This is a genomic window from Chitinophaga oryziterrae, assembly GCF_009758125.1.
Classification (GTDB): domain Bacteria; phylum Bacteroidota; class Bacteroidia; order Chitinophagales; family Chitinophagaceae; genus Chitinophaga; species Chitinophaga oryziterrae.
Map to the genome: position 1 here is coordinate 1,082,604 of NZ_WRXO01000002.1, position 16,898 is coordinate 1,099,501.

A 16,898-nucleotide genomic window follows, 5' to 3' on the forward strand; every position below is an offset into this window, starting at 1 on the left:
TAATTCGGTAAATTATTTATTGGATTTCATTTTAGATGCTGATTTTTCGTCAGCTTCTGCTTTGGCCAGTTTATCTTTTGCTTCCTGTTTCAACGCAGGGATGGTGCAATTCTCAGCAATACTCTGATAAGTGGCTTTCGCATTGAAATAGTCCTTTTGCTGTGCATAGATGTCTCCTAACAGAATATAGGATTTAGCTACCCACTGCTCATAACCCGGTGTATTCTTGATCACATCAAAACCGGCTTTCTCGGCGTTGGTCAGATCATTTTTCTGGAACAGGCACCAGGCAATATTATAACGGGCTTCGGCGCCAATCTCGGATTTGGTCATACCGGCAGCCACTTTGTATTCTTTAATCGCGTCATCATACTGACTCTGTTCCTGTTCTGCACGGCCCAGGTAAAAATGGCCGGTAATCTGGTCATCTGTACTGATGTTGGAGCTGGACAACAGGATCTCAGCATAATTGCTCACCTCATCCCAGTGTTTCAGCTGGTAGTTACTGCGCAGCAGGCCACGGGTAGCGGTGAAGGTGTTCTCCTTGGTAGTGGAAAGGTCCTGTAACTGCAGGTAGTAAGCACGGGCCTTTTCATAGTTCTTCTGCTGGAAGAAGTTGATGTTGGCGGCCTGTAAGGCGGAACGTTCTGCATACAGACTGTTATTCTTTGATAACACGAACTCATAACCCGGTAAGGCATTCGTGTAATCCTTATTGTTATAGGCGCATTCTGATTTATAGAACTGGGCCGGTAACACAAACTGTCCGTTAGGATATTTCTGTAAGTAGTTATTGAAGGCAACGGTAGCGCCTGCGCAGTCATTGCTCATGAACTTACTTTCAGCCGTGGCATACGTAAGGGAGTCCTCTACGGAGGTACTTACCGTTCTGCCGGTAGATTTCAGTAAAGCCACATAAGCATCTGTTTTACCCTGTCCTACATAAATATCTTTCACACTGCTCAGGGCTTCATTTGCTTCGGGAGAGTTAGGGAACTTCTCTACCACCTGGCGGTAATAGGTCAGTGCTTTATCTTCATTGTCTTTGTTGAAATAGCATAATCCCAGTTTCAGTAAGGCTCTTGGTGCATTCGGACCGTTAGGTTGTTTCTGCAATACATTATCCAGATAAGGGATCGCTTCTGTATATTTTTCCTGGGCAAGATAAGTATTGGCAATTTCCAGGTCTGCATCATTGCTGAAGTTAGACGTTGGGAATTTATCCCCCAGTTGTTTCAGCATGCTCAGTTTCTCTGTCTGCTTACCCTGTATACCGAGGATGATACTTTTCTGATAGGTAGCATAATCGGAACCCGGCAGGTTACCGTTGATGATCTTGTCGTACAATGCTGTCGCCTTTGGATAGTCTTTCAGCATATAGTAACAGTCAGCGCTGCGGATGATGGCATCATTGGTGATACGGGCCGCATTCGGACCGGTAGTCCTTTGTGCAGCTTCGAAATGCTGTAACGCCCTTGTATAGTCTTCTTTCTTCAGCAGGTTATAACCCATGTTATAACTGGCCGTTTGTGCATTGGCTTCTCCGGAAGCAGGAACAGCACCGGTAAGGTAGGTGTTCAGGTGGGAGATCGCAGCATCTGTATTATTCTGACGCATAGCAATTTCTGCTTTCCAGAAATGTGCCAGTTGTGTTACATTATTATCGTAAGGATTTTTGAGAGCGATATCCAGCAGGCGGTCCGCTTCTGCCAGTTGCTGGTCGTTGATCAGCTCTGTAGCGCGTCCGTAGGCCACTTTCTGGTAGGCTTTCTGCACGGTAGGTGTCTTGTCGGGGATGTTCTCGATGATAGACAGGGCATCCTTATAGTTGTTGGTATTTACCAGCAGGCTAACGAGTATCTCGCGGGCTTCCTTATTATAGGCCGACTGCGGATAGGAGCCTACAAAGCTGGTCAGTTCCGTGATAGCAGCATCCTGGTAGCCCAGTTCATAAGAGAGTTTACCGTAGTTGAAGCGGGAAATCTCCTGTTGCTGTGCGTTGGCGCTGTTACGGGCGCAGAAGGCGAAGGCGTTACGCGCATTGGCTTTCTGACCGGTACGCAGGTAGCAATCACCCAGCAGGTACATGGAGTTTTGCCCCAGGGAGTCTTTCTCGCTGCTCAGTTGTTTGAACCCGCTGATCGCTTTGGCGAAGTTGCCGGTCTGGTAGTAGCTATAAGACAGTTGATAAATATCTTCTTTCCTTACTGATTCTGCATTATCCTGGTATTCCTGGAGATAGTTCAGTGCTTTCTGGTACTCTTTTCTTTCGAAATAAGCCTGTCCCAGCAGTTGTTTCATTTCAGCTTCGTAATACAGGCCGCCTTTTTTCACGAGAGGTTCTGCATAGCTGATTAACTGATCGCGTTTACCCTGGAAGTAATAGATTTCGGCAATATAATAAGGAACGATATTGCTGTATTTAGGTTCATTCACCACGCGCTGGAAGCTGGTCAATGCATCTATGTACTGGTGATTATAGTAGGCGATGAAACCGTAGTAGTAATTGGCCGGTATATAATATTTACCGGGAATTTCCTTGATAGACCCGAAGAGAGGTTGTGCTTTCTGAAAGTCTTTCACGTTGAAATAGCAGTAGGCCAGTTCGAATTTGGCTTCTGCGATTTCGTTGTTGGAAAGATTTTCGATGTTGGCCTTTTCATACAGGGGAATGGCTTCTTTCAGCTTATTCTGGTGGAAATAGTATTTAGCCAGTTGATAACTAACGAGTTGTTCCCGGGCATTGTTATTATAAAGGGCCAGGAAGTCGAGCGCCAGTTTTTCAGCATTAGGTTGTCCCAGTTTCAAGGCACAAACGGTATAATAATATACAGCGTCTGTTTTCACCAGGCTACGGCTGGTTTCCTGAAAGTACCCGATATTATCGATGGTTTGCTTAAACAGTTGCAGGGCAACTGCATACTTCTCCTGTTGGAATAGCTGCTGGGCATCTTTAAATACTTTATCAGGATCTGTGTAGATCCTTGTTTGCTGGGCTTTTGCCGCAGGTACAGTCAGTATACCCAGGGTAATCATGAATAAAAACAAATGTCCTGGAACAAGAAACTTTCTTATTAATTGCATGCTTTTAACCTGTTATAAACTTAAATATGCGTTTTAAACGAATCCTGAACGGATTTATTTTCCATTCAGAATCAATACGTAATGCCTTCAGGGTAACATAAACAGGAGCAAATATAGCTATTGCTATGAATTATGCTTTACAAGTTCGTCACTAAAAGTGACTGGCCGTAAGGAATTATGGGAGATAATCCGTGATATTCAGGTCCCCATATTAATATGAAAACCAATGGTTGGAGCAAGAATCAAACCAAACCTTGAAAGGAGCTGATAATTAAAGTAGAATTTATGAAAAGTAGTTTTATGTAGTAGTCCTCTCAATGTCCTGAGGTACCATTAATGGTAATATTATTTTTCCGAACAAATCATTCTTACCTCGTTCTCTTAATAACCCTCTTGAATTATGATATGAAATATTTACGAGAAAGTTATCTAATTCTTTGTCAATGAATGGCTTATCTCCCTCATAAATAATGTATTTTGTCCAGTCATCGTCTGCCAGTAAGAAAGTATTAACTATGTTAACCGTACCAACTGAACTTAATCTGAGATCTTCTGCAATGTTCAGTAACATATCAATATTAACAATGATACTGATTGTTTTTTTATCTGTTTCTATAAGGGCTTTAACTCGTACATTCACCTTGCCACTATAATCATCTTTTGTCGTTGTAGGGTTATATGCCTTATATTCCAATACATCCAGTTGAATAATCTGTACGTTATACTGCATTTTATAGTATTGCCGTTTTTACAGGTATTTCTATAGTGTTATTCAGGTAGCTTGTTTTAAAAGATGCAGGTTTATATTTATCCCATTTCTCAAATTGATCTTTGGTATCCTCTGAGGCCAAACGCTCTTTTTGATAATTATTGGGCGTATCTATTATCTTCTCTTCAAGGGCAATTTCTATTTTTACAATTGTGTCAATAGTAAAATTGTGATCTCCCTTCATCCATTTGCTAACTTCAGACTCAGATTTTCCCAGTTTATCAGCAAGTTGCTTTTGGGTTATTCTTTTTTTCTCCAGAATGTCAAGAATTTGATCGCTTATATCAAATGATTTGGAAACCCGCTGTTTTAATTCAGGGGAAAGCCTGTCACTAACTTTTTTAAAACGTTCACTCATAGTTTAAAATTTACTCACAGTTACCAAATTCAAAATAGAGGGCATTGTTGACAACCTCAATTAATTTATTAGCACTATCCCAGCGAAGTTCATTCTCCATAATTTTCCTTTGAAACTCTTTTGCAAATGATACCATAAAGAGCCTGTATGGTTCGCAATCCGGACTATCTTGTGATTTTTGGGAAGTCTTTACGCCACCACTGCCAAAGACAACCATATTTTTATTCATCCTCACGCAATAAAACCTTAAAGCAGAACCTCCTGTTGGAATAGCATGTACCGCACCTTCCGGGCGAAATCTACCTTCTCTGGCGCCGCGTTTTAAGAACTCATTTATCATGGCCGTAATCAGATCTATATCTTCCGCGAATACTGAATCCTCATATTTCAGATAAAAATTCTCTGCTTCACATTCTTCCTCTCCTTCCAGTAAGATTGAATAAGCTGTCATAACGTCTCCTTCAATCCACTTAACTAGTTTTCCTTTGTAGCACTTCACTTTAAAGTTAAGATTAAAATTAGTTAATCTATAAAATGTCAATAAAAAATTAACAAGACGCTATCTAATTATAAACAAATATTTGATAATCAATGCTATTTTTATTAAATACATCTGATAGACGATAATTGTAAAATATAACATTGCACTTATAGGACTTTAACAACATGACAACTTTATTTTTTCTCCACCTACCCAACCTTTAGCTTTTTACTACCAGTTTATATAGGTAAATCATAATTCTATGAAGAAAATGCTTTGTTTTTTATTAGTTATTACGGCAGCAATGGCTTATCTCACATCCTGTAAAAAGGAAAGTTCTATCAATCCAACTTTAAATGCTTTAGGTCTGAGAGATACCTTAACAGATAGCGTACCTCATCATCCAACTGATTCATTACCAAATGATTCTCTGCCATGCCATCACCATGATTCCATTCCTGGTCATCCGCATGACACGATTCCGCATTTCCCGCATGATACAGTGCCCTTCCCTCCACACGATACATTGCCTCACTATCCGGTTGATACAACATATTATCCACCAGTAGATAGTATCCCTCCACACGATTCATTATCTGTAAGGCATGGGTAATGTAACTATTGGGAAGATTTTCCGTTTTAGATCTGATTAAATTGGGTCAGTATTTTTATGTAAGCATTTAAATATTGCCGGTCACTTTTGTGACCGGTTTAAGTGCTTGAAACCTTGTTCTGTACGCATATATGTAAGGTATCAGTTGGAAGACATTCAGGAATTGATTCATAAGTGTTTGATTAATGATCGTGGAGGTCAGGAAAAACTTTATCGTAAGTTTTACCCGGCCCTGTACCTGTTATGCAAAAAATTCTTTAAAGATGAAAATGATGCGCTGGAAGCTTTGAATGATGGAATGTTGAAAGTTTTTAAGAATATTGGACAGTACAATGAAAATAAAGGGGCATTTTTTAACTGGGTATATACAATTGTGCGGAATGCCGCCTGTGATAAACTGAAAAGGGACAATACCCATACTTTTACTTCTTCAGATATAACAGATTTTGTTATTGCCGGTTCTGACAATCCTCTTTCAGACCTGGAATGGAAGGATATCTATCAGTTATTACAGGTACTGCCACTGGGTACAAGGGCCGTATGCGTATTATATTATTTAGAGGGCTTTTCGATTAATGAGATTTGCGGACAATTACAATTAAGTGCAGGAACAGTGAAATGGCATCTGAGTGAGACCAGGATGAAAATGAAACCCGTGTTGCTGAAATATCATTCTAAAAAATAATTCCGGTATAAGTGGATGAACATTATTTAAATAAAGAAATGTCGGAGGGGGCCAAGCCGCCTATCCCGATCCCGTCAGCGGATCGGGCCTGGGCGGACATGGCACAATTGCTGGATGCTGAGTTACCGGTGACATCTGTGAGATATGGCTGGCTGCTGAGGTTTATGGTGGTTGTGATGCTGGTAGTGATGTTTTCTTTGAAAGGGGGGAATGTTTCAAAGGTTTCTTTGAAAGGAAAGAATGGTGTTTCTCAAAATGTAAATAATGAGCCGGATATAGTTATCAATAATAAGCGGGAGCCTTCTTTCATTAATACTGATACTATATCAGAAATCAATAAAAATCATCTGTCAGATAAAAGTAAAGCAGAGATACTAAAGAGAGATAACAAGAATGAAAAAGAGATAATATCAGATAGAGATAATGAGAATAAAAAAGGGGTAACAAGTATAAAAGTTGAAAGCATAGAGAATAGGAATAAAAAGGAGGAGTTAACAGGTATGAAAAATAAAAGGGAGATATCTGGTAGGGGGAATAAAAGTGAAAAAGGCATAACTGAAAGAATAGATAAAAGCAATAAAAAGGAATTAACAGGTACAAATAATAATAAGCATAAGAGAAAGAAACAGAAAGAAGATTTTACTACAGATGCTAATCAGCATTCATTTGCGGGAAGTCCTTCTTTATCTCCCGGAAGCCCCTGGATATATGGTTCTTCCGCCGGATTTTCTCCTGCAGTATTAAGCTTATTCACTCTTCCTTTATCTAAAGAAGATCCAAAGAGATTAATGCATAAAGATATGCAGATATCACTTTTGCAAACACCTGCAAAAAAGGATCTTCCAAAGTTAAAAACCTGGAGTTTCTGGGTACAGTTAAATACGCCTGTACCATTATCTAACAGTAAATATTATTTCTCTGACCCTAAAGGCAATAACCGGTTTTACAGGAATTTAATCCCTTCCATACGTATAGAAAAGGCGATAGGGAAATCAACGATATCCGCAGATCTGCAACCTTTCAGCAGCCGGTTATTACCGTTCTCTTTCTCTTCTTCCAAACCAGATAGCCTGGGGCAGGGTGATACACTGGGGCTCCATACCAACAAAGCGATGGTGAAACAATTCGGAGCAGGTGTCACCTTACAATATCATTATCTGTTATACAAAAACTGGGATATCAGCGCCGGTGTAGGTGCCAACTGGTGGTATAAAGGAAGTTTCCTTAAAGAGGACACGATATCTATCGCCACAACGGACAACTGGAAAAAATACCCTCATCTTGCTTTAACAGGTGTTGTGGAACTCAACTATAACCTTAATAAATGGCAGGCAGGCTTGCGTACAGCCATTCCATTCAATAAATACACGACTGATCCTGTACAATATGTAAGAAAGCCGATACAGCTGGAATTCCTGATCCGCAGAAAAATCAGGTAATCCGTTTTTTCATAATTAGTTCTATTTTTGGCCCTGAACCGGGGTAGATGATCAATCTGCCCGGATTTTAAAACAAACCATCATTAGGCTTTATTATGAGAAAACTATTTTCCACAGGCTACACAAACGGATCTGTCAACCTATCACTGTTCCTGCTCCGCGTAGTATTCGGCGGACTGATTTTCTTCCAGCATGGATATGAAAAGCTGATAAAATACTCGACCTTAAGATATGGTTTCCCTGATCCTTTTAAGATAGGTTCAACAATGTCTTTCTCTCTGGTAGCCTTCGCAGAAGGTATCTGCTCTATCTTATTAGTATTAGGATTGCTGACCCGGCTGGCAGCTATTCCTCTGGTAATTGCCATGGGGGTAGTTGTTTTCATGATAAAACAACATGCCTCAATAGGGGATAGGGAATTACCTGCAATGTACCTCTGTGCGTTCTTAGTCATCCTCTTCGCAGGACCAGGAAAAGCCAGCGTAGATAAATTACTTGGCAAATAAGATCTTACTGTATCTGGTCAAATATTGAGTGCGCCGTAGTAAATGAGAACATTCGAATGAAATTCATTTTATCCCTTTCCTTTATCCTGTTACAGATAAACCTGTCTTTTGCAAATCAGAAACAGGAACCATATACCATACATCATTTTACAGACCAGGACGGATTACCACAGAATAGTGTAAAATACATTATGCCGGATAAAGATGGGTTTATATGGATGGCTACTGAAAATGGGCTGGTAAGATTTGACGGGAGCCGTTTTTTGAATTTCAGCACCAGCAATACTGCCATACAAAGCAGCCGTATACATTATATTTATCCCAATGCAAAGAAAAATGGTATCCTGGCAAGGACAATAAGGAATGAGGTGATGGCTGTTCACAATGGAAGGGCTGATTTACTTGTTACTGCTCCGGGAGATTTTGATTACCTGTGGTTCAATGATGTATCAAATATTTATCCTGTTAATGGTTTGCCCAACGTGTTTTTAAATGAGGCTCGTGCAGCCAGTTATCTGATACCTGCAGAATCTGATGCATATTTTGATATCAGGGGGGATACCATCAGGTTTATGAAGGGAGGGATGGAACGTTACAAAATGAGATACCCACATCCCTATCCTGGTCGCTCATTTACGCTGAAGGATCAGCTTTGTTATTTTGAAAAAAACGGGCAATTTATCCTGCTTAAACGGGAAGGAGCTTATAAGCTCAACCTCACAGGAGATCTGTTACAGCATCCCGGATGGCACTCTCTTAAAAAACAACCGGAAATATACTGGAATTTTGGGGCCGGACAATTGTTCCTTTATTTAGATGAGTCCTTTTACAGATTGGAATTGTCTGACTCATCTACTATACGGTCCACATTGGTCATGAAAGGATTGGATTTTAAGAAGAACAGGATTTTAGCTGTTTATCATGATGAAATGCATCACAGGGTTTTCCTGGGTAGTGTTACCAGGGGATTGTATATATGCAGCCAGCAGCAGTTCCGGTGCTTAAAGGCCGGAAGAGAAGAAGATGAAGTATATTATGCACAGGCTCCCTTCGGTGAGCATAGTATTGTAACACCACTTGGGATGGTATTGGACCCCATCACCGGGAAAAAGACCCTGGCGCCACGACTGAGTAAAGTAGAGTTCCCTGACAGATATAGTATCACGCGGGATTTTAACGGGAACTACTGGTACAAAAATCATAAAGAATTATTGGAGTTTAACGGCGATTTTACGACTGTGTTATGGAAACAAAAAATAGATGATGATGAAATTAACCAGTTATATATAGCTAAGAATGGCCGTTTGTGGGTAGGAATGAGAAAGGGGGGATTGTATTTTCTGGAAACAGCGGCTGCCAGTCCACAACTGCAATTATACACTGCAGCCGTGAAAGATATTACTTATATCGTCCGGGGTGATCAGCATATATTATGGGCCGCTACTTTAAAGGGGTTGTCACGTATTGATTTATCAACGCGTAAGGTTGATACTGTGCCAGGACTTAACAATCTTTATATACGAAGCCTTTATGCACCTTCAGATAAGGAAGTATGGATCACAACTTATGATCACGGGGTTTTTCTGTATAAAGATGGACGTCTTGTAAATCTTCCGAAGGATCAGAAAAAATATATGGAAACGGCCCATTGTATAGTGAAGGATGATCAGGGGTATCTCTGGATCACTACCAATAACGGGCTCTTTCAGACAAACTACCAGGATGCACTGGATTTTGCAGCAGGGAGGATGAAGGACTTATTCTATCTTTATTATGGAAAAGAACAGGGTTTTAATACAAATGAATTCAACGGTGGTTGTCAGCCCTGTGCCCTGCAATTGCAGAACGGAGATATCTCTTTGCCCTCCCTGGATGGTCTGGTATATTTCACCCCTGCTAAAATATCCACAGAGCTGCCGGAGAAGGAAATATTTATAGACCAGGTAGAGTTGGATGCGAAAATAATTGATGCGAAGGAAGCTATTTCCCTGCCCAACAATTTCCGGAATGTAAGGCTTTCTATCAGCACGCCGTATTTCGGGGACCCTCAGAATTTACATCTCCATTATTCGCTGGAAGAAGAAGGAAAGGATGAGAAGGAACTATGGTTAGAGATGAGTAATAACAGGATCATAGAATTCTCATCTATGCATTCGGGGAAATATATTCTCCGGATCCGCAAATTGAATGGTTTTGGCAAAAATAATATAACGGAAAAAGTATTTACCATTCTGGTGGGGAAAGCATTCTACGAAACCATCTGGTTCAGGATACTGATAGGGATTGCGATCCTGCTGGCGGGGTTTGCATTATCCTGGCTACGGGTGAGGAGAGTGGAAAGTAAAAACCAGATGCTGGCATTGCGGGTAACGGAGCGTACCCGCGAATTAAAAGAAACGTTAGACAATCTACAGCTCTCTGAACAGCAATTACGCAGACAGGGATTTATCCAGCAACGGTTAATCGCGGCTATTTCGCACGATCTGAAAACACCGTTGAAATACATGATGCAGGTAATTGGCAACGGAAATGAACAGAGAAATGGGATCGGAAAAGATGAACGGAATATTATTTATGAAAGCCTGTACAGCATGTTCCATCTTGTAGAGAACCTGATCCAGTATCTGAAGTCACAGTTCATGGACGACGTTTCATCTCTGGAAATGGTAGATCTCGGACAGTTGCTGGAAAAGAAAGCAAACATTTTCCGTGTAGTTTCCCGGGCCAAGGAAATTACTATCATCAATAATACAGCACCTCATACGGTTGTGCTGGTTAACAGGCAACTGCTGGCGATAGTCATACATAATCTCCTTGATAATGCTGTAAAATATACCAGGAAAGGGGTTATACAATTAGAAACATACTGTAATGAAGAAGAGATCCTTATCCGGTTTATTGATACCGGAATAGGGATGTCTCCGGCCGTAATCAACTGGATCGATCAATATAGAACAGGAGTACCCATTATGGAAGCGAAGCCGGCTTCCCATGATGGTATTGGATTAATAATGGTGATGGAGCTTTTACAGCTAATCAATGGCAATATAATGGTAAGCCCGAATAACGGGCATGGAACTGTTGTAAATATCACACTGACTGTTATCAGATAGAAATATTATAAAATCTGATTTTTTCCAGCAATTCTATGATAGAGCTGATTTCCAGTTTTGCAAAAATGCGCGTTTTATAGGTACTCACAGTAGAGATCTGTAAATGCAGCATTTCTGCTATTTTAAATAACGGAATACCTTTTGTCAGGAGGCTCATCACTTCAACTTCCCGTATCGAGAGCGTTTCAAAAGGATTTGTCTGTGAATCTTTCTGCTGGTCCAGTTTGTTAAGTATCATCCGACGGGTGGATGGGCTCATGTACTTTTCCCGGTTTAAAAGGGTTTGGATAGCCAGTTTCGTTTCTTCCTCAGTAGAGTTTTTACTAAGATAGCCGTCTGCCCCGGCCTGCAGGTAATCAATAGCATATATTTTCTCATCGTAGGCAGAAAAAATAAGCACCATTGTATGAGGTTGCTGAAGCTTCACAGCATCCAACATTTGAATACTGTTACCTCCCGGAAGATTGATATCTAGTATCAGTAAGTCAAATGACTGTTTTGCCATCGTAACAATTACATCATCAAATGCTTCAACGGTTGTTACTGTGGCAGATACCGGGAGGTTGGCAATTATCTTCTTAAGGCCATAACGGACAATTGAATGGTCATCGGCAACTAAGATATTGATCATCAGGTATTCTGGCATAATGCGTTGCAAATATAGATAGTATTCCTTATACCCAGCCATTTAAACGTAGTATTATTACTACACCTGTAGTAGGGTCTTACTACAGATGTATAATTGGTTCGAATCTACCTTTGCACCGTTGAATATAATATAGTTTGTTTACGAACTCCTTTAAAGGGCAATGTACTGTTAAAAAATTAAACGATACCCTTATTGATGATCCTATTACTGCTGTTTAACCAAGCAGGACTGAATACCTATGTAAAATAGTTAATAAAATATATCTCAGTATTGGAACAAGATAAAAACTATCCTGTGAAAATCCCTTTAATACCATGCAATTGCCTGGTTGATCTATTTCAAAAATTACTTGATATCTATGAACAAATTTTACAAAACAGCTTTAACACTGTTATGTCTATTCGCATGTCTTAACAGTTATGCAGATGGCTCAAAGGACCTTTATCCCAGTGGTGCAACAGGGGACAGGGCTTTCTTAATGAGTTCTACCAATGCTATTTCCGCTGGCTGGCCTTTTACATCATTAGGCACACATTATGTATTTGTTAATCCCGGTGAAACGGTGGCAGCTGCTTCCAGTGCGCAGGGTATAGGCCAGGGACAGATCAGGTTTACAGCGCCGGATGGTACGGTCTATACTTCTACTATTGGATCTGCTACCGGCCAGATTGCTGATCGTGCAGCGGAACTCCTGGGGCCAGTAGCAGGGTATACACCTTTTACACAAGTAGCGGGTAGTAGCCAGGGTGGTTTATGGAAAGTAGAATTACTGCCTTCCGGAGATCTCACCCAGAACACTTCCAATGGAGCCACCGTTGCAGCCAATGCGAACTGGACGCAAAACAGCACAAATGCTATTGCAGCCTGGGATATTTCGGTAATAAGTGCTGCCAGTGCGCTTATTCCGGGTCGCGTGTATGCTACGGTAATGAATATGTATGTAACCAATGGAAGTTATTACGGTAAATTATTTGTACAAACAAGCGATGGTTATACGTATAAAGTGAACAATAACGGGCAGGCCGGTATCGGTTTTGTCTTTTTTGTAAACAACAAGGGGATTACCACCGGTACAGGTGATGCAGCTCCTCCATCTTATAAAAGTTTAAATGCTACCGCCAGCATTCCCACCAAAGACCCGAGAACTATGGATGGTGCCCAGAGCATTACCCAGAAGATCTTTTATACAACACCGGCTGCTGATCTGCCACAATCGGCTTCATTACCAGGGGGAAGCAGTACCTGGCTCAAAGTGCCTAAAGTAATACCTACTGTAAGCAGTATCAGTATTGATGGGGTGGAAGGAACTACCGGACAGGTGAGCAGCAAGGGTGCTTATATTAAGTTTGATGCCAACCAGGCGGGTACCTTCCGGGTCACTTTAACAGGTTCCGGCAGTTTTGTAACGCGGACGATCGTCGGATCGGCAGTGGCAGGTAGCAATTCCCTTTTCTGGGATGGTAAGGACGGTGCAGGAACGGCTCCTTCTCTGGGTACTGCATCTGTTACCGCAAACATACAACTGCAGGGAGCAGAGGTACATTTCCCGTTTATTGACGTGGAGTATAATCCCAATGGTACTATCCTTGAACAGTTGAATGATGACGGGTCTGTAAAAAGTGATGTTGTTTACTGGGATGACAGTGGTTTTGCAGGAGGTACAGGTGCATCCTCTCCACAGTTTAATGGTAATAGCGGTAGTGGGATTTCCAGCAACACTAACGGACATAAATGGAGTAATAATTACGGGAATAACAGGACCATGGATACCTGGACCTACATCCTGGGAGATATGGTCAGCAAGAGTACTACGCTTAGCATCAGGCGATCAGACCTGGCAGTGCAGAGCATCGCGCCTTCCGCTTCCGCAACAACAGTGGCGGCAGGACAACCAATTTCTTATACAGTTTCAGTTATTAATAACGGACCCAGTGATGCAAGTGGTGCACCATTTGTATTTAAAGTACCTGCAGGCTTTATTATCTCAAATGTAACTTTCACTACCAGTTGTGGTACTGTGAACAGTCCGGCGATAGATGGTTCAGGTAATTATACCGCATTGCTGGATTTGCCAAATGGTTGTGTTATTACCTTTACTGTTACTGGTAAAGCTGGTGCAGCGCTGGGTGGAAGTACTATAAATATGGAAGCCAGTATCATGCGGCCAAATGATGTAACAGATCCTGATGCTACCAACCCTGATGCATCTGTTCCCCCAACAGATCCTCACGTAGAATGTTTGAATGGTACCAGCACAGAGTCTTGTAATAATATTAAATACAATAATTCAGTTACAGTAACTCCCAGTGCAGATATAGTTACGGTGAAAAGTCTGAAGAATGGTAGTCAGACAAGTTTCGCTCCCGGCGATGCGGTGGTTTATACAATTGTTGTAACTAACAATGGCCCCAGTGATGCAACAAATGTAAACATTACAGATGTGGCTCCCACCGGGACTACCATCAGCTCCTGGACGGCCAGTGTCACTACTGGAACAGTAACGCTTCCAAACACCAGTGGTACCGGCAACCTGAATGAAATAATTGCAGCCTTGCCAGATGGTGCGGTTGTCACTTATATAATAACAGTACAGACGCCGTCTTCGTTCAGCGGCAGCTTAAGCAATACAGCTGCTGTAACGAGCAGTACTCCTGATCCTGATCCGTCTTGTGCTGCATGTATTGCACCATCTATTACAGCGGTTCCTGTAACACCACCTGTAGCAACAGATGATGCAACAACGCTCAACGCAGATAACAATGTAACCATTCCAGTGCTGAACAATGATAATGCCGGAACAAATCCGATAGTGCCTTCAACACTGACGATAGTAACGCAGCCTGCACATGGAACGGTAACGGTGAACGCAGATGGCACAGTAGTGTATACTCCTGCTGCGGGTTATTCCGGGCCAGATGCATTTACCTATAAGGTGCAGGATGGTGCAGGTAACTGGAGTAACGTAGCAACGGTAAATGTAACTGTAAGCGCCACCCCACCTGTAGCAACAGATGATGCAACAACGCTTACTGCAAATAGTAATGTAACCATTCCAGTGCTGAACAATGACAATGCAGGAACAAATCCGATAGTGCCGTCAACACTGGCAATAGTAACGCAGCCTGCACATGGAACAGTAACGGTGAACGCAGATGGAACAGTCGTGTATACACCTGCTGCGGGTTATTCCGGGCCCGATGCATTTACCTATAAGGTGCAGGATGGTGCAGGTAACTGGAGTAATGTGGCAACGGTAAATGTAACCGTAACCGCTCCGGCAGCCACGCCGCCGGTAACCACGGACGATGGAACAACTCTCAATGCAAATAGTAATATTACTATTCCGGTACTGAACAATGACAATGCAGGAACAAATCCGATAGTGCCTTCAACACTGACAATAGTAACGCAGCCTGCACATGGAACAGTAACAGTGAACGCAGATGGAACAGTCGTGTACACACCTGCCGCGGGTTATTCCGGGCCGGATGCATTTACCTATAAGGTGCAGGATGGTGCAGGTAACTGGAGTAATGTGGCAACGGTAAATGTAACCGTAACCGCTCCAGCAGCCACGCCGCCAGTAGTAACAGGTGATGTAACGACACTCAAAGCGGGTGAGAATGTTACAATACCGGTACTTAACAATGATACACCAGGTGAGGGCGCAAGTCCGATAGTGCCTTCTACACTGGAAATAGTAGATCAGCCTGCACATGGAACCGTAACAGTGAATGCGGATGGAACAGTTGTATATACACCTGCTGCAGGTTATTCCGGACCAGATACATTTACCTACAGGGTGAAGGATGAGTTGGGTAACTGGAGCAATGTGGCTGCTGTAACGGTAACGGTAGTACCAAATAACCTGGACGTTCCTAATGTAATTACGCCTAACGGTGATGGTAATAATGATAAATTGGTGATTAAAGGATTGGAAAAATATTCCCAGAATGAGATCATCATTTTCAATCGTTGGAATAATGTACTCTACAAGAGCAGAAATTACCAGGGAGATTGGGATGGACAGGGTCTGAATGCAGGTACGTATTACTATACCCTGAAGGTGCAGGAATCTAATGGGCAATGGCATACGATAAATGGTTATGTGATGCTGATGCGATAAAACTTAACTGTTAAGACTGCCGGTGTATAAGCCGGCAGTCTTACCTAAAAGGCCCTTTAACAGAAAAAAAGAGATCATGAATAAAAGCTTTACGAAAATTATTCTCCTGCTAATATGTGCACTATCATACTTTCCTGCGTATAGTCAGCAGGATGTACAGTTTAGCCAGTATATGTTCAATGGATTATATATCAACCCTGCTTATGCAGGTTACCGGGAACAGTGGAATGTAAATGTATTTTACCGCACACAGTGGGCCGGATTACCTGGCGCGCCCAAAACCTTTTCTGCAGCAGCAGATGGGACTGTGAATAGTAACCGTGTGGGATTAGGCCTGCAGGTGATGAACGACCAGTTAGGGGCGCAGAAAAACACCGTTTTATACGGAAGTTATGCTTACCGTATTCCTGTGGATGTAACCGGGGAGAAAACCCTGGCAATTGGTATAGGCGCAGGGTTTATGCAGCAGCGTCTGAATATAGAAGCATTGAATCCAGCTTCCCAGACAGACGCTGTATTAATGAATGCGAAGAAAACGGCTTCCATGCCCGATCTACGTGTGGGTGTTTTTTATAACAGTGAGCGGTTCTATGCTGGATTATCGGGGGATAACCTGATAACAGGTTCATTTCAGAAATCCGGTGGATTGAAGAATTATGTACCGTTAAAACCACACCTGTATTTTACAGTGGGAGGATTATTAGCATTGTCTGATCAGGTGTTAATGAAACCTTCCATCCTGGTGAAAGAAGATTTTGCGGGCCCTACCAGTATGGATTTAAATGCCTTTTTCCTATTGGATCAGAAACTATGGATAGGTGCTGGTTACCGCACTGCTTTATTCAATAGAAACAATATAGATAAGTCAGTTACTAAAGCGGGAGCTGCTGTGGGGATGATTGAAATGTTCGTCAACAGCAAACTGAGAATAGGTTATGCTTATGATCAGACCTTAAATGGAACGGGAGCAACCAGCTATACTACTCATGAACTCTCTCTGAGCTATTTCTTCGCAGGTCCGAAGGCAAGAATGTTGTCTCCGAGATATTTTTAACAGAAAACAATTCGGTTTTTA

At 41.8% G+C, this 16,898-nt stretch carries 12 protein-coding genes; 7 read left to right on the top strand and 5 right to left on the bottom strand.

Annotated elements, in window-relative coordinates; genetic code table 11:
- Positions 1-12: 12 nt before the first annotated feature.
- The 4 genes from GO495_RS11925 to GO495_RS11940 form a co-directional block, all read right to left on the bottom strand.
- The gene (locus GO495_RS11925) at positions 13-3,084 is read right to left on the bottom strand and encodes a tetratricopeptide repeat protein (protein ID WP_157299897.1); all 3,072 of its coding nucleotides are present in this window, start codon (positions 3,082-3,084) and stop codon (positions 13-15) included.
- A gap of 298 nt (positions 3,085-3,382) precedes the next feature.
- The gene (locus tag GO495_RS11930) at positions 3,383-3,814 is read right to left on the bottom strand and encodes a hypothetical protein (RefSeq protein ID WP_157299898.1); all 432 of its coding nucleotides are present in this window, start codon (positions 3,812-3,814) and stop codon (positions 3,383-3,385) included.
- 1 nt (position 3,815) lies between these two features.
- A complete protein-coding gene (locus GO495_RS11935) occupies positions 3,816-4,211 on the bottom strand; it encodes a helix-turn-helix domain-containing protein (RefSeq protein ID WP_157299899.1) in 396 nt (131 codons plus the stop codon).
- A 10-nt stretch (positions 4,212-4,221) separates the two neighbouring features.
- Positions 4,222-4,662 (bottom strand): hypothetical protein, encoded by a 441-nt coding sequence (locus tag GO495_RS11940; RefSeq protein ID WP_157299900.1) that lies wholly within the window; start codon positions 4,660-4,662, stop codon positions 4,222-4,224.
- Positions 4,663-4,954: 292 nt separating this feature from the next.
- Here GO495_RS11940 and GO495_RS11945 point away from each other — a divergent pair, with 292 nt between their 5' ends.
- The 5 genes from GO495_RS11945 (at position 4,955) to GO495_RS11965 (ending at position 11,048) form a co-directional block, all read left to right on the top strand.
- Positions 4,955-5,305 carry a hypothetical protein gene (locus tag GO495_RS11945; protein WP_157299901.1) on the top strand — a complete coding sequence of 117 codons (351 nt, stop codon included), beginning with the start codon at positions 4,955-4,957 and terminating at the stop codon, positions 5,303-5,305.
- A 178-nt stretch (positions 5,306-5,483) separates the two neighbouring features.
- Positions 5,484-5,990, top strand: coding sequence for an RNA polymerase sigma factor (locus GO495_RS11950; RefSeq protein ID WP_240915203.1), 507 nt, complete (start codon positions 5,484-5,486; stop codon positions 5,988-5,990).
- An 11-nt stretch (positions 5,991-6,001) separates the two neighbouring features.
- Complete coding sequence (locus GO495_RS11955) at positions 6,002-7,429, top strand: hypothetical protein (RefSeq protein ID WP_157299903.1); 1,428 nt, start codon at positions 6,002-6,004, stop codon at positions 7,427-7,429.
- Positions 7,430-7,524: 95 nt separating this feature from the next.
- On the top strand, positions 7,525-7,935 hold the full coding sequence (locus GO495_RS11960; protein WP_157299904.1) for a DoxX family protein: 411 nt from the start codon (positions 7,525-7,527) through the stop codon (positions 7,933-7,935).
- A gap of 56 nt (positions 7,936-7,991) precedes the next feature.
- Positions 7,992-11,048, top strand: coding sequence for a two-component regulator propeller domain-containing protein (locus GO495_RS11965; protein WP_157299905.1), 3,057 nt, complete (start codon positions 7,992-7,994; stop codon positions 11,046-11,048).
- Here GO495_RS11965 and GO495_RS11970 read toward each other — a convergent pair.
- Complete coding sequence (locus GO495_RS11970; protein WP_170302668.1) at positions 11,041-11,694, bottom strand: response regulator; 654 nt, start codon at positions 11,692-11,694, stop codon at positions 11,041-11,043. The two genes, GO495_RS11965 and GO495_RS11970, sit on opposite strands and share 8 nt — an antisense overlap.
- A 361-nt stretch (positions 11,695-12,055) precedes the next feature.
- Between GO495_RS11970 and GO495_RS11975 the strand changes: the two genes are divergently transcribed.
- Together GO495_RS11975 and GO495_RS11980 are read left to right on the top strand one after the other, a co-directional pair.
- A complete protein-coding gene (locus tag GO495_RS11975; RefSeq protein WP_157299907.1) occupies positions 12,056-15,823 on the top strand; it encodes an Ig-like domain-containing protein in 3,768 nt (1,255 codons plus the stop codon).
- Between the two features lie 76 nt (positions 15,824-15,899).
- On the top strand, positions 15,900-16,877 hold the full coding sequence (locus tag GO495_RS11980) for a PorP/SprF family type IX secretion system membrane protein (RefSeq protein WP_157299908.1): 978 nt from the start codon (positions 15,900-15,902) through the stop codon (positions 16,875-16,877).
- The last annotated feature ends 21 nt before the right edge of the window (positions 16,878-16,898 follow it).

Excerpts from the sequence above, each read along its gene's own strand:
- GO495_RS11925 (WP_157299897.1), bottom strand. The coding sequence starts at position 3,084 with ATGCAATTAATAAGAAAGTTTCTTGTTCCAGGACATTTGTTTTTATTC.
- GO495_RS11930 (WP_157299898.1), bottom strand. The coding sequence starts at position 3,814 with ATGCAGTATAACGTACAGATTATTCAACTGGATGTATTGGAATATAAG.
- GO495_RS11935 (WP_157299899.1), bottom strand. The coding sequence starts at position 4,211 with ATGAGTGAACGTTTTAAAAAAGTTAGTGACAGGCTTTCCCCTGAATTA.
- GO495_RS11940 (WP_157299900.1), bottom strand. The coding sequence starts at position 4,662 with ATGACAGCTTATTCAATCTTACTGGAAGGAGAGGAAGAATGTGAAGCA.
- GO495_RS11945 (WP_157299901.1), top strand. The coding sequence starts at position 4,955 with ATGAAGAAAATGCTTTGTTTTTTATTAGTTATTACGGCAGCAATGGCT.
- GO495_RS11960 (WP_157299904.1), top strand. The coding sequence starts at position 7,525 with ATGAGAAAACTATTTTCCACAGGCTACACAAACGGATCTGTCAACCTA.
- GO495_RS11965 (WP_157299905.1), top strand. The coding sequence starts at position 7,992 with ATGAAATTCATTTTATCCCTTTCCTTTATCCTGTTACAGATAAACCTG.
- GO495_RS11970 (WP_170302668.1), bottom strand. The coding sequence starts at position 11,694 with ATGCCAGAATACCTGATGATCAATATCTTAGTTGCCGATGACCATTCA.
- GO495_RS11975 (WP_157299907.1), top strand. The coding sequence starts at position 12,056 with ATGAACAAATTTTACAAAACAGCTTTAACACTGTTATGTCTATTCGCA.
- GO495_RS11980 (WP_157299908.1), top strand. The coding sequence starts at position 15,900 with ATGAATAAAAGCTTTACGAAAATTATTCTCCTGCTAATATGTGCACTA.